This window comes from Paenibacillus vini (assembly GCF_018403325.1).
Taxonomy (GTDB): domain Bacteria; phylum Bacillota; class Bacilli; order Paenibacillales; family Paenibacillaceae; genus Fontibacillus; species Fontibacillus vini.
In genome coordinates this window covers 1-20,533 of sequence record NZ_BOSL01000027.1, presented here as the reverse complement: position 1 = coordinate 20,533, position 20,533 = coordinate 1, and the positions used below count along the sequence as shown (strand labels likewise).

Below are 20,533 nucleotides of genomic sequence, written 5' to 3'. Positions count from 1 at the left end.
TGGGAGCTGCCGCATTCAATTATTTATCTAGAATATACAGTTTAACGTTCTGAAATCCGAACTCATTAACAGTTTGTGGACTGCCCGGAATGAAAATATCAATGCGGTTTCCTTTGATCGCGCTGCCCTGATCGGTTGCTGTTGCAACGAAGGCGCTTTTCGGCAGATTGGAATGGCTGTGTCCCGTAACAAGCACTTTAGTGCCCATAGGAATGACTTTCGGGTCCACGGCGATTGTCCCCAACTCCAACGGCTTGCCGAAGTAATCAACGGCTCCCCACTTCCCGTTCTCGCTCGCTGCGGAAGAATATGCCGTAGCCTTAACCTCCACGGTTTTGGAGTAAGAGAAATTCTTACCCCAAGCCTCTACGGTCTTATCCGCACTTGAGACCTTTACGGCAGACAACGGCTGAGGGATTATGTTTTCCTTTGCGCTTGCAGAAGCTGTTGACATAAGGGCTTTGGATCCTTCTCCAGGAATTACGATATCCAGACCGCCGTAAATATTCGATGCTTTGATAGACGGATTCGCTGTGATCAGCTTGTTCATATCCACGCCGTATTGTTTTGCCAAAAGGAAAAAGGTGTCTCCTTCCTTCGCTTTATGTATCGAGTCCGCATGGACAGGTACCGACTGCAAAGCTCCTGCCAATCCAACTGCAATAATTGTCGCTTTAACGGCACGTGCTAATTTAGTATGCTTATTCATGTTGTCCTCCTTCTACTATCGCCTGCGGAGTTAGTTGTCGGGTTAGGGAAAAAAGGATAGGCCCCTGCGCATTTACTTCGCTTCACCCCAAGATAGCGTGTTCTCGTCATTTGACGGTTGGCAGCTAATCGGAAAATCGTCCCCCGCACCTGCACTGGCAGGTTTTGGCCTAATCAATATATCACAATTTTGTAACCAATAGGGCAAGCAAATGTTTCCATGCAGCCTAAAGTAGCCTTAGATCGCAATATTCTCACCGATGATGTAATTACAATTCTGTAAAAGCGTTAGAATTCAAAAAAACCGCCGGAGCGTTCTCCGGCGGTTTCGTTTATGTTATAGAGTTAAGCTACAGCACTTTACTGAGAAAATCCTTGGTCCGCTGATTCTTCGGCGAGCCGAAGACTTCCTGCGGAGTCCCTTGCTCCATAATGATACCCTGATCCATAAACAGAATCCGGTCCCCTACTTCACGGGCAAAGCCCATTTCATGCGTGACGATGACCATCGTCATCCCCTTGTCGGCAAGGTTCTTCATCACGTCAAGCACCTCTCCGACCATCTCCGGATCAAGCGCGGAGGTCGGCTCGTCGAACAGCATGACATGCGGTTCCATAGCGAGCGCGCGGGCAATCGCGATCCGCTGCTTCTGTCCGCCCGACAACTGGGAAGGATAAGCGTCCCGCTTGTCTTCCAGTCCGACCGTGCGCAGCAGGTCCATGGCCAAAGCTTCCGCTTTGTTCTTCTCGATTTTTTTTACGCGGATGGGAGCCATAGTGATATTATCGATTACATTTTTATGTGGAAACAAATTAAACTGCTGGAACACCATACCCATCTTTTCACGGGTTTTGTTGATATTGTGGCGTTTGCCGGTAATGGATTCCCCTTCGAACGTGATCTCGCCCTCGGTCGGTTCTTCCAAAAGATTCAAGCAGCGGAGAAAGGTACTCTTCCCCGAGCCGCTGGGGCCAATAACGACAACTACCTCGCCTTTGGCGATTTCCAGGTCGATCCCCTTCAAAATGTGAAGCTGGCCAAACTTTTTATGCAAATTTTTAACGGTGATCACTGGCTTTCAACTTCCTTTCGAACAGACCCAAAATACGGGACAGTGTGAATGTCAGAATAAAGTACATAACCGCTACGATCAGATACGGCGTCATGCCGTCATAAGTGATCGTGACTACTGCACCGGACTGGAACATCAGCTCCGTTATACCGATAAAGGAAACGATCGAAGATTCCTTGATAATCGTTATAAACTCATTCCCGATTGCGGGCAGTACCGACTTGATCGCCTGCGGAATAATGATAAAACGCAAGGACATCCAGCGATTCATGCCTAGGGACCGAGCTGCTTCTCCTTGCCCCCGGTCTACGCCCTGGATTCCGGCACGGAATATTTCCGCAAGGTAGGCCGAGCTATTGATCGAAAGCGTGATCGCTCCGGATTCAATCGGGGAGAAGTTGATATTGAACGCCGTCGAAAAACCGTAATGAATTATTAAGAGCTGGACCAACATCGGCGTTCCCCGTAAAAATTCAACCCACGCATGGCCGATAAACCGGACAATTCTCCACGGGGCCATCCGCAAAAGCGTAACAAGCAGGCCCAAAATAAAACCGCAAAGAACCCCCAGGGCCGCCAGCAGCAGCGTATACTGCAGACCGGTCAAAAAATAGCTGCGGTACTCCCAAAACATTGTAAAAAGCTCCATGTCCCAATCATTCCTCCTATTTTACCTCAAAAGCCTTGACAAAAAAACAGAAAATAGCGAATAGGCTCCGCTATTTTCTGCAAATCGGTCCCCGGTTATTTTTCAGCAAGTGCGCTTGCTTCGGTAACGAACTTATCGATCGAACCGTCTCCGATCAGACGATCCAATGTGGCGTTGACCTGGTCAAGCATTTCCTTGTTGCCTTTCTTCACGCCGACGACATAGCCTTCGTCCTCGGTTACCGGTTTGGCGTCCGTAATGCTGATGCCTTCTACGTTCTTGACGAACGATTCGGCCACAGGGCCTTCGATAATCGCCACATCAACACGTCCCGATTTCAGCTGCATAATGATATCGTTTATTTTTCCAAGAGAAGTCAGTTTAGCGCCTGTGATCGTCTTGGCAATGTCTTCTTGAATGGAGCCCTTTTGTACGCCAATCTTAAGGCCTTCTAACGATTCCATCGTGTTGTATTTATCTTTGTCCTTAGTCACGGATACGACCGACTGCTCCGCTTTATAATAAATCTGGGACAAGTCGACTTGCTTCGCACGTTCCGGTTTCGGGCTGAGACCCGAAATGACTAGGTCCACACGGCCGCTGTCCAATTCATTCAGCAGGGAGTCGAAAAGCATATCCTTGAATTCCACTTCGGCTCCAAGATCCTTCGCGATTTCCTTGGCGATCTCAACATCGAAACCGACGATTTCATTGTCTCCATTCTCATTTTTGATTTTAAATTCATAAGGCGGGAAATCCGCGCTCAATCCTACGATCAGCTTTTTGGAAGCCGTACCGGTATTGGCCGATCCCTGGCTTTCATTAGCCGGAGTGTTTCCGCCCGCATTGTTTTTATTTTGTCCGCAAGCGGCAAGCACGCTTGTTACCATAATTAACGCTACAATTAAGATACCCCATTTTCTCATCTGTCTCTCTCCCGTCGGTATTTTTTTATTAACCACCATTCGATTTACTGGGCTAATTATAAATCAACCTGTATATATATGCAAAGCTATTTTTATCTTTTTCATCATTTTTTCATACTTCACGGATAATAATCATAAAAATGTTAAATTTTATAAAACCATGGTCAATTCAGTATTGATATCACCCTTATTCAATCAAAAGATTTTAATATAAAATTTTACATTTAATTTGAGTTTTATTCATACTCTCTTATAAATGCCTTACTATCAAATATGCAGCACAGTGAATGACGAAATGTATTTTTATTAAATTTTGTAATAAATAATAAATAACGCACTCTTCCTCAAAAAGAAACATACATGGGTTATGTGGGGGAATAATGGTTCATAAAGGGTCTCATTTGGTTATTAATTAGCTGAAAAACCTGCTCGGTTTTTAAGTTGATTTTCATGCTACGTAAGGAGGTGGCCCCTGTGCTGCTAGAAGCGCTATATCATGTACCCAGGGATAAATGGGCCTATGCTTACGACACGACTACGATACATTTGCGCGTTCGAACCAAACGGGACGACGTGGAAAATGTATTTGCGATGACGGGCGATAAGTATGATTGGGATGGAACATACCAGGAAATCCCGATGGAAAAAGCCGCCCATGACCGGATGTTCGATTATTGGGAAGTGGCCGTAAAGCCCCGGTTCAAACGTTTGTCCTACGCCTTTAAACTGACTGCGGGAACAGAAACCGTATATATGCTGGATACGGGCATTCAGCATGAAGGCCCTACTCCGCCAGGAGAATTGTATGAATTTCCGTATATCCATGAAATCGATGTATTCAAGGTTCCGGAATGGGCGAAAAAGGCCGTGTTTTATCAAATTATGCCCGAACGGTTTGCCAACGGCGATCCCGGCAACGACCCGGAGAATACCCAGCCTTGGGGCGGACAGCCCGGTACAGACAACTTTTTCGGCGGGGATCTACAAGGCGTGCTGGATCATCTGGACGACCTGACCGATCTCGGCATCAATGCGATCTATTTCACGCCGCTCTTTGTATCCCCCTCCAACCACAAGTACGATACCGTGGATTACAAAAAGGTTGATCCTCATTTCGGTGACAACGAGACGCTTAAAGAGGTCGTGGAAGCATGCCATAACCGTGGCATTCGCGTTGTTCTCGACGCGGTGTTCAATCACTGCGGCGAACAATTCCCTCCCTTCCAGGATGTGCTTAAGAACGGCGCGGATTCCAAATATGCCGACTGGTTCCACATCAATGAGTTTCCGGCTCAGATCCATAATGGAATTCCTACGTATGATACCTTTGGTTTTTTCGGAAATATGCCCAAATTCAATACCGCAAATCCGGAAGTTAAGGAATACTTGCTTGGCGTAGCTGAGTATTGGATTCGCGAAATCAAGCTCGATGGCTGGCGGCTGGACGTGGCCAACGAAGTCGACCATCATTTCTGGCGCGACTTCCGCAAGGTGGTCAAGGAAGCCAATCCGGATGCCTATATTATCGGCGAGGTTTGGAGCGATTCCCTGAACTGGCTGCTTGGAGACCAGTTTGATTCCGTCATGAACTACCCCTTTGCAGACAAAGTGCTGGAGTTCTTCAACGGCGGTATGGACGGCTACAATTTCTCTAATGAGATGGGCTCCTTAATTATGCGCTATCCGCAGCAAACGAATGAAGTGGTATTCAATATGCTGTGCAGCCATGATACCCCCCGCCTGTTGACTCGGGTCGGTACGGATAAGCGGAAACTCAAGCTGTGTGTTGTGTTCCTGTTTACCTATATCGGCACACCGTGCATTTTTTACGGGGATGAGGTGGGGATTACCGGGAACGGCGATCCGGACTGCCGGAAGTGTATGGAATGGGATCCAAAGAAGCAGGACCGCGAGCTGTACGATTTTTACAAAATGATGATCGAGCTCCGCAGAAAGCATGGTGCGCTCCGGCATGGGCGATTCCGCTTCCTGCAGGCGAATCCGAATGATCCCTGCATCGTCTATGAACGTATGGATGATCACATGCATTTTACAATCTGGATGAACAATACGGAGGAATACCGGACCTTGACCCATCCTATGGAAACGGAAGACTGGCGCGACGCACTTACAGAGGACCGTGTTAAGCCAAAAGACGGCATGATGAATGTCGGCCTCGATCCGTTTGGTTTCCGGATTCTCTACCGCAAGTTAAAATAAACATCTCGTATTTAAGAATAAATACAACATAAATCCCCCCGATGCGATATTACCTTCGCATCGGGGGGATTTGTATATGCTATAAGTTTCCTGGCTAACAGCCAAATCGAAATATCTACTTCGATTCAGTAAGGCTCCTGTAAATATCGATATATTGCTCCGCCGAATTGTTCCAGCTATAGTCTCCAGCGAATGCATTAGCCACGATCTTTTTCCATTCTTCGGGCTGATGATAAAACGAAATGCCTCTGCGCAGCGTATACAGCAAATCATGGGCATTGTAGTCCTTGAAAGTGAATCCATTGCCCTCTCCGGTATACTCATTGTAAGCATGAACCGTATCGTTCAGCCCCCCGGTTTCCCGGACAACCGGAATGCTTCCGTAACGAAGCGCCAATAATTGACTAATTCCGCACGGCTCGAAGCGCGACGGCATCAGGAACAGATCGCTTCCCGCATAGATGCGGCGGGACAGGCCGTCGCTGAACTTGATTTGAACCGACAGCTTCTCCGGGTGCCGGTGCGCCGCTTCCTTGAACCAGTCCTCATAGGCCCGGTCTCCGGTCCCCAGCACAACGAACTGAACATCGTCAAAATGCAGCCATTCGTCCATAATCCGGGTGACCAAATCAAGTCCCTTCGGTTCGACCAGCCGGGTAATCATGGCGACCAGAGGAACATCCGGGGACACGGGCAGCCCCACTTCCCGTTGAAGAGCAGCTTTATTCTCCCGCTTTTTATTCAGGCTTGTGCGGTATCGTGCAGCCAGTTCCGGATCTGTGGACGGGTTGTATAGCTTCACGTCGATCCCGTTCACAATTCCGGACATCCGGTCCCCAAGCGAACGAAGCAGACCGTCCAGGCCATATCCGTAATGCTCCGTCCGGATCTCCGAGGCATAGGTCGGGCTCACGGTCGTCACATGATCGGCGAACACGAGCCCCGCTTTCATGAAGCTGACATTTCCGTTGTACTCCACCCCATCCGGCGTAAAGTATCCATGCGGCAAGCTCAGCAAATCGCCTAGTACTTCATACGGGAATATCCCTTGGTACAGCAAATTGTGAATCGTAAAGACGGTACGAATGTCAGCATACGCCGGGTTCCAGCTATAATGTTCCCGCAGCAGCAGCGGAATCATAGCGGTATGCCAGTCATGACAGTGAAGCACGTCCGGGAAGAAGTCGATGGCCGGAAGGATTTCCAGGACGGCACGATTTAAATAAGCAAACCGTTCCCCGTCATCCCAATAACCGTATACCCCATCCCTGCCGAAGTAATATTCGTTATCGATAAAATACACCGGAATTCCGTCCCAAACCAAGTACTCTATGCCTCCGTACTGTTGACGCCAGCCCACGGGGACAACCACTTCGCCCAAATGGCGCAAAGTTTCGGTATAAGCTGCCGGTATGTCCTTGTATTTCGGCAGGACAACGCGGACGTCATGTCCCGCCTGCTTCAACGCCTTAGGTAAAGCACCTATTACGTCGGCGAGTCCTCCGGTTTTGATAAACGGTTCCGCTTCAGCGGCCGCGAACAAAATTTTCATTGTTTCTTCCTCCCTTGCGGCGTTGATTTGGTCTTTGCCGACTTCGATCCGGCGGTTGCGGTTGCAGTCTTTTTCCAGATCGACATACTAAGCGGCGGTAAATTCAATACCAGGCTTTGCTTCTGATTGTGCCATGGCATTTTCTCGCTCTTTTCGCCTTTCTTATTCACCTTTCCGCTCCCGCCGAAGTGTAGATTTTCTGTGCTGAATATCTCTTCGTACGTGCCTGCTCTGGGAATGCCAAGGCGGTAATTGTTCCGCTCCACCGGCTGAAAGTTGATGACAACAAGCAGCGTATCCTTCACTTTTTTGCCTATACGGAGATAGCAAATCACACTCTGATCAGCATCATCCGCATTAATCCATTGATAGCCCTCAAACGTATGATCCAATTCCCACAACGCCGGCTCTTGAAGGTACAGGTGATTCAGGGCGGCGGTATAATCCTGCATTTTTCTGTGCGATTCGTACTCCAGAAGAAACCAGTCGAGCTCTCCCTGATCCCGCCACTCGATAAATTGGCCGAACTCACCACCCATGAAGAGCAGCTTCTTACCTGGGGAAGTCATCTGATAACCGAGGAGCAGACGCAGCCCCGCAAATTTCTCTTCATAGCTGCCCGGCATTTTGTCAACCAGCGACTTCTTGCCATGGACGACCTCGTCATGCGACAGCGGCAGAGCGAAATTCTCCGAATAAGCGTAGCAGATCGGAAAGGTCAGCAGATGGTGGCGAGCCGGCCGGTCCCCGAACGAAGATTCCACGTAAGCGAGCGTATCGTTCATCCAGCCCATGTTCCACTTGTAGTTAAAGCCTAGCCCTCCTTCGTGCACGGGAGACGTAACCATCGGCCATGCGCTGGACTCCTCCGCCATCATCAAAGTATGGGGATAATACCGGAATACCGTCTCGTTCAATTGCTGCAAAAAAGAAACTGCCTCCAGGTTCTCGATGCCGCCCTGCTCATTTCGTTTATACTGGCCCTCGGATTTCTCGAAATCCAACCGCAGCATACTGGTCACCGCATCGACTCTTAACCCGTCAAAATGATACATATCCAGCCAATACAGCGCATTTGAAATCAAGAAGGCGCGAACCTCCGGCTTGCCGAAATCGAAGCTGAGCGTGCCCCAGCCCGGTTTTTCCGCTTTGGACGGGTCGGCATATTCATACAATGGCGTACCGTCAAACATCCGCAAACCGTGGGCATCCTTCGTAAAATGACCCGGAACCCAGTCCAGAATCACGCCGATCCCCGCCTCATGGCAACGGTCGACAAAGTACATCAGGTCTTTCGGCTCACCGAAACGGCTCGTCGGGGCGAAGTACCCCGTAGCTTGATAACCCCACGATAAATCATATGGATGTTCGGTCAGGGGCATAATTTCAATATGGGTGTAACCCATCTTTTCGACGTAAGGAATTAACAGATCGGCCATCTCCCGATAAGTATAGAAACTCCCGTCTTCCCGCTGTCTCCAAGTGCCGAAGTGCAGTTCATAAATGTTCAGCGGCCTCTGGTACGGCGCCCGCTTTTTGCGTCTCCATGCCGCATCCCCCCAACTGTACTCATCCAGGGATTTCACCACGGAGGCGGTTGCCGGCCTTACTTCTGCGTAAAAAGCATAAGGATCGGCCTTAAGAAATTTGTTGCCGTCCGGACCCGTAATTTGATACTTGTAAAAAATCCCTTCTTCAAGTCCCGGAAAAAAGCGAGTCCAAATCCCCGAATCGGGTATCTTATATAATAAATCGTTCTCCCCGTTCCAGCCGTTTCGATCGGTGGCCAGGGAGACCTGGCGCGCGGCTGGCGCCCAAACCGTGAAGCGGATTCCAGTCTCGCCGTTTTCCTGGGCGACATGGGCACCGAACGTCCGGTAGCTGCGGTAAAGTGTTCCTTCATGGAATAAATACACGTCCGTGTCCGAAACGGCGCTCGTTTTGAATGGCTCTAACAATTCATCACCTGCTTTTATGTATAGTCCCACTTAAATATTTACCCAAAACTCCCCGAAACTGAACAGGAAAATTAAAAATGAAAAAATAAATGTAATATTTTCTTGGGATTTCCATAATTTTAGTTTCAACTACATTATATCTCGTTTATGTATGTACTACACAGACGAAACCTTACGGGAGGGAAACGAAAATGAAAAAGAAAGACTGTATTGCTATGCTTCTGGCCGGTGGTGAGGGCCGACGATTGTCGCCGCTTACGTCCAAGCTTGCCAAACCCGCCGTTCCTTTTGGCGGCCATTATCGGATTATCGATTTTCCTCTCAGCAACTGCGTGAATTCCGGAATTGACACCATTGGTGTTCTTACCCAATATGAAGCGGAATCCTTGCATGAACACATCGGCGAAGGAGATGCCTGGAACCTTCCGCGGACGGCCAATAACGGAATTTCCTGTCTGCCATCCTATAACGCCGGGGTAGAGGAATATGCAGGTACTGCTGATGCCATATTTAAAAATATCGATTTCGTGGACGGTCATGAACCCGAAAATGTATTAATCCTTTCGGGCGACCACATTTACCACATGGATTACCGGGAAATGCTTGATTTCCATATGGCTTCGGACGCTTCTGCGACGATCTCGGTCATGCCGGTACCGTGGGAAGAAGCGCACCGCTTTGGTGTCATGTCTACGGATGAGCATTCCAGAATTACAGAATTTGCTGAGAAACCAGCGCAACCGGCCAGCAATCTGGCCTCGATGGGAATTTATCTGTTTAAATGGGACTTCCTCAAGCAGCATTTGATTGAAGATGCAATGGACGAAAATTCCAGCCATGATTTCGGCAAAGATGTAATTCCGAAAATGCTGGCCGGGGACAGAGCGCTGCATGCTTATGAATTCAAGGGCTACTGGCGCGATGTCGGCACGGTTCAAAGCCTGTGGGAAGCTCACATGGACATCTTGGCCAAAGATTCGGACTGGAAGCTGATGGACGAAGCATGGCCGATGTATACCCGGGAGCATGCCCGTTTGAAGGCAAAACCGTTTAAAACACGCAGCGTTCAGACGAAATCGTCCATGATCCATGACTGCTGTGCGCTCGAAGGCTATTCGGAACGATCCGTCATTTTTGGCGGCACCGAGGTGGGACGCTATACGAAAATCAAGGACAGCGTCATTATGCCTAACGCCCGGATCGGACGCGGGGCTTTGATTGAGCGGGCCATCATCGGTGAAGGAGCCATTATTCACGACGGCGCCGTAGTCAGAGGAACCGAAGGCGAAATCGTCGTTGTAGGACCTTATGAGACCGTTCAGGCCAAACCGGCCGCACGCCCTCAGCCTGCCCGCCTGCTCAAGGAAGTATACGACAAGACGGCTCGTCTTCGTGCCGAAGGACTGTCTTCCTAATACGGCATAACTGCATATTTTATATAAAAAAGGGTGTCGGCCCAGGCCGACACCCTTTGTGCGTTACTCTTTATAACTTTCGGTAAAGCTCGCTGTTCATCTCGTACAAAATATACTCCCTGCCGTTCAAGGCACCTTTTCCCCGCGTTTCCATACCGAGCTTGCTGTAATAGGGATTCAGCTTGCGGTTCTCGCTCCAGCAGTCAAATCTAAGGCCTTTACGCCCGAGTTCACGGCTCCGTCTGGCCGCCCAGTAAATGAAATCGCGGCCCAAAGCATGCCCCCGATAGGAAGGCGTGACCGTTAAACGATGCAGATAACTGTAGCCTTCCTCGTTCAGGGAGCCCCAATAATCCGGATCGCTCTGTTGAAGCGTAAACATGCCGACCGGCCCATCGGGTCCCACAACCAAATAAATTTCCCGTTTAGCAAAATAAGTCGCGATTTCTTGCTCGGTAAATTGTTCCGGATTCCATTGCCTTATCCCGACGGACACCATCCAATTTGCCGCTTCAATCAACAGAGAGCGAACGAGCTCCGCATCATCTTGGTCCGTCAGGCATATCTCCAATTCTCCTGCTGAGGTCATTATCGTTCCTAATGGCGTTCTCATACAGGTTCACCGCTATCTTCGGTTCCCTCTTCCGGTTCAGCCAGCGGCAGCTTGACGGATACTGTAGTACCGGTGCCCAGCTCACTGTGAATATCCATTTCTCCATGGTGCAGTTCAACCAATTGCTGGCTGATAGCCAGCCCCAGCCCGGTTCCGCCGCCTTGATGGTTCACCTGGAAAAACCGGTCCTTAACCTTGTTCAAATGCTCATCGCTGATCCCGATTCCATTATCGACTACTTCAATCAGCACCTGATCGGGTTCAGTTCGGGTAATCACCAGATGGATCCAGCTGTTCTCATTGGAAAATTTGATCGCATTATCGACGAGGTTCAAAAATACCTGCTTCAACCGATTCCCGTCTCCGACAACGATAATCGTTTGTACCGTCCGGTCCTCCAGCTTAATCTGAATGCCTTTTTGTTCCGCCTTGGCCCAAACGTTCAGCATCGTTTCCTGAAGCAGTTCTTTCAGATTAACACGTCCAATGACCAGCTTCATTTCATTCTGCTGGAGCTTGGAGAAATCGAGCATTTCCTCTACCAAGCCGATGAGGCGGTCGGTTTCCTTGGCGATAATGCCCATGCCTATCTTTGTTTCCTCCGGGTCGAAACCGCCCAGGGTCAAGGTTTCGCTCCAGCCTTTAATCCCTGTCAGAGGCGTACGCAGCTCATGCGAGATCGATGAAATGAAGTCATCTTTGATCTGGTTGCTGCGTACGATCTCTTGAGCCATATAGTTTAACGTGGCGGCCAGTTCGCCAAGCTCATAGCGGTAATTCCCTTTGATCCGCACGTCAAACTTCCCCTTGGCCATATGCGCCGAGACCGCCCTGATGTTGTTAATCGGCTTAACGATCGAATTGGCCAGGCCGATACTAAAAAGTGTGACGAGAGCCAGTACCGCAAGGCATACCGCCCCCGATAACAGCGTAAGCTTCATTAAATTTGAATTTACGGCTTCCAGCGACGTGACGAACCTGACGATATACCGGTTCTCCCCGCGAACCTGGAGCGGCGTGGAAACCGCCATCACCATTTCGCCGGTGGACGGCTGCCGGCCGATCCATTTGCCCACGCTTCCGGCTGCCGCCTGTGAGACGTCGCTCGTCTGGATCGCTTTATCTGCCTGAAACGCGTTGCTGCTGGCCTCGACTTCGCCCTTCTTGTTTAATATCATCAGCTCCGTATTATCCAGCTCAAACGTGCGCAGCATTTCCGTGAAATAATCGGGATCACGTTCCGCATTCAACCGCACGAACTTTTGAAAAAAGTCGGAAGCCCAAGTGGAGTGTGTATACATATGATTGTATATCGTGTCGTAATAATAAACCCGGATCGCCAATGAAAAAATCAATTCCACCATGAACAAGGTTACGAATACGACGATGAAATATTGTAATACGATTTGCCGGCCTATGCCTTTTTTGATCATTGTCCCTCGCCTTTCCACTTATAGCCGTGTCCCCACACGGTTTGCAGAAAAGCCGGTTCCGACGGATTGTTCTCGATCTTCTGCCGAAGCCTGCGGATGTTCACATCGACAATCTTGGGGTCACCCATATATTCTTTGCCCCATACATGATCCAGCAGCAAATCCCGGCTAAGCGGTGTGTTCTCTTGCTCCAGGAAATACTGGATCAACGAAAATTCAGTCGGCGTAAGCTCTATAAGCTGGCCATTCTTTTTAAATTGCTTGGATATCAAATCCAGGGTGAACGGCCCTGAAGTAAAAGATACTTTAGCGCTGCTCTCCCGGTATACGTTCACTCTCCGGAGCAACGATTGAATTCTGGCGATCAGTTCGGTCGGACTGAACGGCTTGCTCACATGATCGTCCGCCCCGACAGACAAAGCATAAACTTTGTCCTGTTCCTGTACTTTTGCGGTCAGAAAAATAATTCCGATCCGCTCATTCGTCTCCCGGATTCTCCGGCAAACTTCAAACCCGTCGATTCCAGGCACCATGACATCCAGCAGTGCGATATCTATATCCGGAATGCTCTGCAGCTTCGCCAAGGCTTCGTTGCCTTCCGCCGCCTCAATCACCTCAAACCCGTTGCGCTTGAGATTGATCACAATAAAACTGCGGATGGATTCTTCGTCTTCCAAAATCAATACTTTGCTCAACTTGGTCTCCTCCCTCTTATTCGCCAGCGTTTAACGCTTGATCTCTTTTTCGCCTTTATTGATTTTCAATTCGGTGTGGCTCAGGAATCCAATGACTTTGTCATTATCCCGGGCCATCAGTTCCCAGTCCCCTTTATTTCGTTCCCATTCCGAAAGGGAGAAGAAGCGGATTTCCGCCACCGTTTCACCCGAGTCAATCTTGGTAAACCAGAGGTGCTCGTTTTGATCCGACTTCGGATCGATCGTTACTTTCCCCCACCATTCTTTAGGGAAGTTGAAATAAAAACGGCCCGCTAAATCCATATATTGCTGCATAACGAATTTAAGACCTGCATCTTCTTCCCACTGGTAATAAGAAAACAGCGGTATATCATCATACGGCCGGGATTCCCAGCCTTTCGGCTTCTCGGAGCGGCCGACCTCCAGAATGCCGTCCCCATCCACATCGCCGCTCAGAACAGGATAGTTCTTAAATGTAGAGTCCTGAGAAGGCAGCAGGTCGACCAGCTTGCCGTCCTTCATGACGACCAGATGCGAATAAGCGTAATGCGTTCCGAAGGCGGCATCGAGGATGATTCCTTTGAGCTTAGGCGTAATGTTGCCGCTGACCGTATTGTAGTACTGCTTGATCGGATCATCCAATTGGATGTGAGCCAGTTCTTGAAAGCCTTCATTATATTGGTATACCGTAACCGTAGCGTTCTGATCCCGCTTCAAGGTTACAACGGTCAAGTCGAGCAGACCGTCCTGATTGAGATCATCGATAAGAAAATTGTTGTACGGCAGGGACAACACATTTTCTACTTCGGATCCGTTATAGGTATAGACGGTAAGCCCTTTTTGAGGATCTTCTTCGCCGCTGGTAAAGCCGGCGATAATGTCCAGGTTGCCGTCTCCGGTAATATCGCGGACCTCAAATGTCTCCAGTACTTGTCCTTCTCCGTCGAATTTAACCTTAGGAACCCAGGTGTCTCCCGTATGTTCCAGAATCATCCCGTGAATCCGGACCGCTTCGTCCGGAGTTTCGTAGAATACAACGGCTTCCTTGACTCCGTCGTTGTTCAGATCGGGTGTCCGGATCGAGCTTATGTCGCTTACGTCCCGGGGACGAATGATCTGGGCCCCTTTGATCTCGGCGTTAATAACGCTGATAAGCGATTCTTTGTCCGAGGACAGCTGCGGCGTCTCCATCAGCGATTTCGGATCTTTAATGATATTGCATCCGCTCAGCGCAAAGAGCAGAAAACCCCCGGCTGCTGCGGTAATCCAGCTTTTGTGGAACAATTTCATCACTCTCTTCATACCAGATCGATCGACCGCTTCTCTTCCGCGGTCAACCGTCTGCCCGATACATCGAGCTTAAGTTCTCCTTCATAGAGTCCCCAAATTCTCGTGCAATAGCGCTCGGCCAGTTCAATCGGCAATGCGGCAACGACTGTTTTGCCCTGTTCGCTGCAAAGCGAGCGAAGTGTATTCAGTACGCGTTCCGCCGATTGGGGATCGAGACCCACTACCGGCTCGTCCGCTGCGATAAATCCGGCTCCATGGACCAGTGCGCGGCAGATGGCAACGCGCTGTCGTTCTCCCCCGCTAAGCTTACCGGCCTTAACATGAGCTTTATCGAGCAAACCGAACTTCTCCAGCTCGTCCATCGCGCCCATGTAATCGTCGGACCGCACCATCCCGGTGATCCGTCTCAAGAAGGAAGTCTGGCCGACTTGTCCGATCAGCACATTTTTCAACGCCGTCTTGTCGGGATATAACGATGGATTTTGCTCCAGGTAGGCGCATTTGGAACGGTATTTCTGTGAGCCTTTGCCCCCGCCCTTAATGATCTGGTTGCCGTCCCAGGAGTACTCCCCACCATTCCAGCTCTCCCGCAATGCGAGGCAACGGAGCAACGTGCTCTTGCCGCTGCCGCTCGGTCCGACGACGCCGATGATTTCTCCCTGCTCAAACTGGGTGGTGATTCCCCGCAAAACCTGTTTTTTATTGCCATCCACCGATTTTTTCAAGTGGCTTACTTTGATCATCTGTCCGATTCTCCTTTAATTGCGCTCTCATCTTTAGTTTATTGGAAATAGGCTTCAAAATCCATTACAGCATCTTCATAATTGGCAACAATAAAGAAAGAAAATCGCTGGATAACCCGGCGACTTCCGTAATGTGGCATTCATGTTAGCTTTTAGATGAAATAAAGTCACTCTTTTCAAACCGTATACAAACATTATAGTAGACAACCTCCACGCCAACAAGCCATAATGAAAATGTATGCATTGACCCGTGGGAGGTTTAATCATGTACTATGACGTGAAAATCGATGTTTCACCGGTGTATGAACTTCTAAGCAGCTTTATTATATACACGACCCGTAAATGGGTGAACAATCTGGATGTCGGTACCGAATGGATCGAGTCCCTCGATTCCCGGTTTAGCGAAGAGGATCGGCAACGTTTTACCGAGACGGCGGCGCTCCCCTTTACGGACTATGATTTGCTATATGCCCTGATATTGGAACGCAGTACGGATTCAGATATCGATTCCTTTTTGAACGAGCTTGCCGAAGCCGCAGAAGATACACTGCTTCACAAGCTCAAATCCTATGTTCCCGCTGTGAATAGTGAGGATATTTCGCGGCTGAAAACCTACGTTCCTCTATTGCGGATGTGGAACGATGAATATTTCAGCGAGATTGAGGAGCAGTATGCTTCCTTGCTGGAAGAGGATGCGGCCGAGAAACAGGCTTTGATGCACAAGATGGATCCCGATGCCCTGCTGGAGTATGCCTCCGGCGGATTGGTGCTGGAACCTCAGCTGCCGATCAAAAAGGTAGTTCTGCTCCCCTCCATCCATTTTCGTCCCATAAATACATATTGCTTCTATGAAAGTACGCTGCTGATCCAGTATCCTCTGGATTTGCCGGAACTGGACGAAGACGAGCCGCCAATCTGCCTGCTGCGACTGACGCGTGCCCTTGCCAACCCGGAACGATTGCGCCTGTTGCGCTACGTGGCTGATGAGCCGAAATCTCTGCAGGAACTTCTTCAGAATTTGAACGAAACCGAGGAACAACTGATGCATCATATGATGCGGCTTCGTGTAGCCGGTCTTCTCCGCGTCCACCTGATGGACCGGGACAACGAGAAATTCAGCATCCGGCCGGATGGAGCGTCCGAACTGCAGATGTTCCTTGAATCCTATATTCGATTGTAGGTATTTGCTTTTCCGTCGGCCCTTCTGCTAAGGTAGGATACATACAAAAATTTACCCGCTTCCCTTCAGAAGGAGTGACTTAACTTGAATAGGCCGCTGCGGCAGCAAATTATTTTCGATCTGGACGATACCCTTGTCCACTGTAATATTTATTTCGACCAAATTCTTGACGAATTCAGTGAATTGTTGGCCGATTGGTTTCAGGAATTCCGCATCACGACCGAGGAAATCCGCAACAAGCAAATTGAAATCGATGTCGCCGGCGTGGAGCTGATCGGCTTCGTCAGCAGTCATTTTCCACAATCCCTTGTGGACTCTTATCGTTATTTCTGCCGGCTCCTGGGCCGGGATCTTAATATTGCGGAAGAAGATAAACTGATGAAGCTAGGAATGAGCGTGTATGACCGTGAGGTTGAGCCTTATCCTGGCATGGTGGAAACACTGAATCTCTTAAGATCGCAAGGACATGAGCTATACCTGTACACCGGAGGAGAAACGACCATCCAGCAGCGTAAAATCGAACAGATGAAACTGGCCGATTATTTCCAGGACCGAATCTACATCCGGCAGCATAAAAATGTTGAAGCGCTGGAAGAAATTTTGACCTCCCGTACATTTGAACGGCGTTCTACCTGGATGATCGGGAACAGCCTGCGCACGGACATCGAGCCGGCCCTTTCCGCCGGAATCAACGCCATCTATATCAAACATCCGAAGGAATGGACCTATAATCTGATTGATCTAAAAAAAGAGACGGACACTTCTATGTATACCGTATCCTCTCTGGAGGCCGTTCCGGGTGTGATCGCCGGAAGCCTGACGCTTACCCAAGCTAGTCGGAGTGCATCCTCCGGTCGCATCGGCCGCTAATATGGACATGCTTGTTTTTCGTAGATAAACTGCTTTTCTGATATATTCTTGCCATAAAAAAAGGCAGCCGCTCATTGTTAGAGCAGCTGCCTTGTTCTTTTATATCAAGACTCTTCCCGTTGAATCTCCAGCTTGCCGCTTATACGGTCAACCAACCGGATTCTCGCTTTGTAATCGCCCTCAGGCTGCTTAAACGTCAGCAATTGGGTCTGTCCCTTTTCAAGTAAAGCGTTCAGCATATTTTGCGATATGTTCTTCCCCGCAAATTCCTTCCAGATTACGAAACCGCAGCCTTGTTTAAAATGGGTGCATCCAAACCCTTTGCGGCCTTCGATCAATTGGCCGCCGCAGCCCTCGCGCGGGCAAGGAGCCAGCGGCTGCAGCCCGCCGCCGGAACCGTTGGAAGCTACGCGGCGGGAAGCGGTCTGGCCTCCGCTTTCACCACCGTTACCGGCCTGTTTGCGGGCCGTTTGGCCTGCTTCTTTACCGGCTCCCCGTTTCCGTTTGCCTTTCTCGTCCTCACCGGCTTCGAACAGCGAGGCATCCGCCTTGGGCTGCGTCCTTACTTTATCGATGATGGAAATAGCAAACCGCTTGACGTTCTCCATGAACTTTTCGCTGGCCGCTTCTCCCTTTGAAATCTGATGCAGCCGCCGCTCCCATTGCCCGGTCATTTCCGGGGAAGTCAACAGCTCAACGCCCGCATGCCGGATCAATTCCACCGCTGTCCGGCCTTTCTGGGTCACCGTAATCCGCTTGCCCTGCATCGTGATGTAGCCGACCTTTTTGAGCCGTTCGATCGTTGCCGCCCGGGTAGCCGGCGTTCCGAGACCCGCTTCCTTCATCGCCTCGCGAAGCTCCTCGTTCTCCAGCTGTTTCCCGGCGCTCTCCATCGCCTTCAGCAGTGTTCCTTCCGTATATGCCTTCGGCGGCTGGGTCGCCTTCTCCTTCGCCTGCGCATCGGTACACTGAACCGGACCATCCCGGTCGATTGAAAACGGCTCGCTGACCAGTTCCTCCGCTTCGTCCTCATCCTCCTGCTTTTTGCCGCGTCCGGAGCCCGACGATTTGCCGGTGCTCTCTTCTCCCGGCAGACAGACCTTCCAGCCGAGCGATAGCAGCTCCTTTACGTTCGTCTTGAACATTTCAGACTCGACCTCCGTAAGCAGCGTATGCTGCTTATATTCTGCCGGAGGATAGAAATGGGATAAGAAGCGGCGTACGACAAGGTCATAAATATGCTGCTCTTCTTTGCTGAGCGTTCCCGCGCGTCTCAGAGTCGGCAGAATGGCATGGTGATCTTCGACGCGCGACGGATTGCAGACGGACTTGTTGTTGACATGCACAATCCGCGGGTCTCCCCCTTCTGCCAAATCCCGGTACGGCGATGATTTCAGCATATGAAGAGTTTTGTGCATCCCGTCGATATTTTGCTCGGTTACATAGTTGGAGCTAGTCCGGGGATAGGTAATGACTTTATGCTTCTCATACAGAGCTTGGGCCAAATCCAACGTCTTCTTGGCCGAATAGCCGTATTTCGCGTTTGCTTCCCGTTGAAGCAAAGTCAGATCATAAAGCTTGAAGGGATACTCCCGGGTTTCTTTCACTTCGTATTCCGCGATACGTCCCTGCTTGCCACGGACCTTGTCGGCGATCGAGGCGGCTTTCTCTCCGTCCGTCAATCGTTCGCCCTGCCAGGAGCCGACATATTTACGTTCGTTTTGGGCAAAATCGGCTTTTATCTCGTAATACGTGAGCGAATCGAAATTTTCGATTTCTTTTTGCCGATCATAAATCAGCGCAAGCACCGGCGTCTGAACCCGTCCGACCGACAGCAATGTCCGGTGCTTGGTCGTAAACGCCCGCGAAGCGTTCATCCCTACCAGCCAATCGGCCTCACTGCGCGCCCTTGCGGCAAGCTCCAGATTTTGAAATTCGGAGCTGTCGTGGAGACCTTCAAAGCCTTTCGCGATACTCTCCGCGGTAAGGTCGGAAATCCACAATCTTTTTACCGGCTGGGTTAATTTAAGCTGCTGCTGGATGAGGGCGAATATGTATTGTCCTTCCCGCCCGGCGTCACAGGCATTCACGATCGCATTACACCGTTTGGCCAGTTCCCCGATCGTCTTTAGCTGGTCCTTCGTTCTCGGATTCGGTACAATCTTGAATTGCTCCGGAAGGATTGGCAAATCGCCGAAATTCCAGCGTTTGTACTTCGCATCGTAAGCGTCGGGCTCGGCCAAGCCGAGCAGATGGCCGATCGCCCAGGTAATGATATAACGATCCCCCTCCAAATAAGACCGGTTGTTCTTCGCCCTCGGCTCGATGACCGCGGCAATCGTTCGCCCCATATCCGGTTTTTCGGCGATAATGAGCGTTTTCATATTTTTTGGGCCCCACTTTCTTGCTTCTTGCGCAGATCCTAAAATACCAATATCCATAATTCCAATCATAACCACCCGTCCAACGGGTGGTTTGCTCTTGGGGTATAACCCCCTGTTGCCAAACTGCGCCTAAAGACGCTAGCCTGACAATAAAATTGTTCAGGCTCAGTGTTTTTGTCACTTTCACTTACCAGTTAAACTGGTTTACTTCTTCTTGTTACTGTTTCTGCTGAATGGATCCTCATACTCTTTCACACTCAGTTTATCCATTGCTTGGTCATGTGCTTCTTGCTCACGTATATATTTAGCGACAGTGGCCTCATTCAAGCCTACTGTGCTGACGTAGTATCCCTCTGCCCAAAATTTCCGGTTTCCATATTTATACTTCAAGCTGGCATGCTTCTCAAATATCATCAGCGAGCTTTTTCCCTTCAGATATCCCATAAATGAAGATACTGAGATTTTTGGGGGTATCGCTACTAACATATGTACATGATCTGGCATCATGTGGCCTTCTATTATTTCTACCCCCTTGTATTTACATAAACGTTTGAAAATTTCGATTAAGTCTTTCCTTACTTGATTATAGATCTCTTTCCGTCTATACTTCGGGGTGAACACAATGTGGTATTTGCACATCCACTTCGTGTGAGCTAGACTATAGCTCTTGTTTGCCATTTAAGACCATTCCTTTCATTGTTGAGCCTGAACATCTCAATTTTATCGGAATGGTCTTGGTGGTCAAACCTTCGATCCCTCCACCCGCATAGCGGGTGGTTTTTTGTTTCGCACGCTTCGCGAGCTCAACTGGCTAAAGCCGTAAT

The 20,533-nt window shown here is 49.6% G+C and carries 17 protein-coding genes and 1 riboswitch; of the genes, 4 read left to right on the top strand and 13 right to left on the bottom strand.

Translation table 11 applies throughout. From position 1 onward, the window contains the following. Window positions 1–19: 19 nt before the first annotated feature. The 4 genes from KJS57_RS24980 to KJS57_RS24965 all read right to left on the bottom strand — a co-directional run bounded on the left by KJS57_RS24980 (window position 20) and on the right by KJS57_RS24965 (window position 3,356). On the bottom strand, window positions 20–709 hold the full coding sequence (locus KJS57_RS24980; protein ID WP_213656734.1) for a 3D domain-containing protein: 690 nt from the start codon (window positions 707–709) through the stop codon (window positions 20–22). Between the two features lie 4 nt (window positions 710–713). Beyond that, a riboswitch (cyclic di-AMP (ydaO/yuaA leader) is annotated at window positions 714–889 on the bottom strand. Window positions 890–1,058: 169 nt separating this feature from the next. Continuing rightward, the gene (locus tag KJS57_RS24975) at window positions 1,059–1,781 is read right to left on the bottom strand and encodes an amino acid ABC transporter ATP-binding protein (protein ID WP_213656733.1); all 723 of its coding nucleotides are present in this window, start codon (window positions 1,779–1,781) and stop codon (window positions 1,059–1,061) included. After that, window positions 1,768–2,430: an amino acid ABC transporter permease gene (locus tag KJS57_RS24970; protein WP_213656732.1), complete on the bottom strand. Its 663-nt coding sequence runs from the start codon at window positions 2,428–2,430 to the stop codon at window positions 1,768–1,770. The genes KJS57_RS24975 and KJS57_RS24970 overlap by 14 nt, the downstream gene beginning before the upstream one ends. A gap of 95 nt (window positions 2,431–2,525) precedes the next feature. Beyond that, window positions 2,526–3,356: a transporter substrate-binding domain-containing protein gene (locus tag KJS57_RS24965; protein ID WP_213656731.1), complete on the bottom strand. Its 831-nt coding sequence runs from the start codon at window positions 3,354–3,356 to the stop codon at window positions 2,526–2,528. A gap of 474 nt (window positions 3,357–3,830) precedes the next feature. On the opposite strand from KJS57_RS24965, the gene KJS57_RS24960 reads away from it, so the two are divergent. Next, window positions 3,831–5,576, top strand: a complete 1,746-nt coding sequence (locus KJS57_RS24960) for an alpha-glycosidase (protein WP_213656730.1) — start codon at window positions 3,831–3,833, stop codon at window positions 5,574–5,576. Window positions 5,577–5,691: 115 nt separating this feature from the next. On the opposite strand, the gene glgA is transcribed toward KJS57_RS24960, so the two are convergent. Together glgA and glgB are read right to left on the bottom strand one after the other, a co-directional pair. Further along, on the bottom strand, window positions 5,692–7,128 hold the full coding sequence (glgA, locus tag KJS57_RS24955; RefSeq protein WP_213656729.1) for a glycogen synthase GlgA: 1,437 nt from the start codon (window positions 7,126–7,128) through the stop codon (window positions 5,692–5,694). Next, window positions 7,125–9,086, bottom strand: a complete 1,962-nt coding sequence (gene glgB, locus KJS57_RS24950) for a 1,4-alpha-glucan branching protein GlgB (RefSeq protein WP_213656728.1) — start codon at window positions 9,084–9,086, stop codon at window positions 7,125–7,127. The genes glgA and glgB overlap by 4 nt, the downstream gene beginning before the upstream one ends. Window positions 9,087–9,277: 191 nt before the next feature. Here glgB and KJS57_RS24945 point away from each other — a divergent pair, with 191 nt between their 5' ends. Next, complete coding sequence (locus KJS57_RS24945) at window positions 9,278–10,501, top strand: glucose-1-phosphate adenylyltransferase (RefSeq protein WP_213656727.1); 1,224 nt, start codon at window positions 9,278–9,280, stop codon at window positions 10,499–10,501. A 70-nt stretch (window positions 10,502–10,571) separates the two neighbouring features. Here KJS57_RS24945 and KJS57_RS24940 read toward each other — a convergent pair whose 3' ends face one another. Genes KJS57_RS24940 through KJS57_RS24920 form a run of 5 tightly spaced genes read right to left on the bottom strand, consistent with a single transcriptional unit; the run spans window position 10,572 to window position 15,275 of the window. Then, entirely contained in the window at window positions 10,572–11,114 is a 543-nt protein-coding gene (locus KJS57_RS24940) for a GNAT family N-acetyltransferase (RefSeq protein WP_213656726.1), read from the bottom strand. Continuing rightward, on the bottom strand, window positions 11,111–12,547 hold the full coding sequence (locus tag KJS57_RS24935) for a sensor histidine kinase (protein ID WP_213656725.1): 1,437 nt from the start codon (window positions 12,545–12,547) through the stop codon (window positions 11,111–11,113). The genes KJS57_RS24940 and KJS57_RS24935 overlap by 4 nt, the downstream gene beginning before the upstream one ends. Then, window positions 12,544–13,242, bottom strand: a complete 699-nt coding sequence (locus tag KJS57_RS24930) for a response regulator transcription factor (protein WP_211020600.1) — start codon at window positions 13,240–13,242, stop codon at window positions 12,544–12,546. Before KJS57_RS24930 ends, KJS57_RS24935 begins: the two co-directional genes overlap by 4 nt. A 30-nt stretch (window positions 13,243–13,272) precedes the next feature. Next, the gene (locus KJS57_RS24925; protein ID WP_244861703.1) at window positions 13,273–14,532 is read right to left on the bottom strand and encodes a hypothetical protein; all 1,260 of its coding nucleotides are present in this window, start codon (window positions 14,530–14,532) and stop codon (window positions 13,273–13,275) included. A gap of 8 nt (window positions 14,533–14,540) precedes the next feature. Then, window positions 14,541–15,275 carry a phosphonate ABC transporter ATP-binding protein gene (locus KJS57_RS24920; protein WP_211020602.1) on the bottom strand — a complete coding sequence of 245 codons (735 nt, stop codon included), beginning with the start codon at window positions 15,273–15,275 and terminating at the stop codon, window positions 14,541–14,543. Between the two features lie 265 nt (window positions 15,276–15,540). Between KJS57_RS24920 and KJS57_RS24915 the strand changes: the two genes are divergently transcribed. Beyond that, entirely contained in the window at window positions 15,541–16,455 is a 915-nt protein-coding gene (locus KJS57_RS24915; RefSeq protein WP_213656723.1) for a winged helix-turn-helix domain-containing protein, read from the top strand. An 84-nt stretch (window positions 16,456–16,539) separates the two neighbouring features. Then, window positions 16,540–17,325 (top strand): HAD family hydrolase, encoded by a 786-nt coding sequence (locus tag KJS57_RS24910; RefSeq protein WP_213656722.1) that lies wholly within the window; start codon window positions 16,540–16,542, stop codon window positions 17,323–17,325. A gap of 104 nt (window positions 17,326–17,429) precedes the next feature. Here KJS57_RS24910 and KJS57_RS24905 read toward each other — a convergent pair whose 3' ends face one another. Then, the gene (locus tag KJS57_RS24905; protein WP_213656721.1) at window positions 17,430–19,709 is read right to left on the bottom strand and encodes a type IA DNA topoisomerase; all 2,280 of its coding nucleotides are present in this window, start codon (window positions 19,707–19,709) and stop codon (window positions 17,430–17,432) included. A 204-nt stretch (window positions 19,710–19,913) separates the two neighbouring features. Beyond that, on the bottom strand, window positions 19,914–20,387 hold the full coding sequence (gene tnpA / locus KJS57_RS24900) for an IS200/IS605 family transposase (protein ID WP_213656720.1): 474 nt from the start codon (window positions 20,385–20,387) through the stop codon (window positions 19,914–19,916). Window positions 20,388–20,533: the final 146 nt, after the last annotated feature.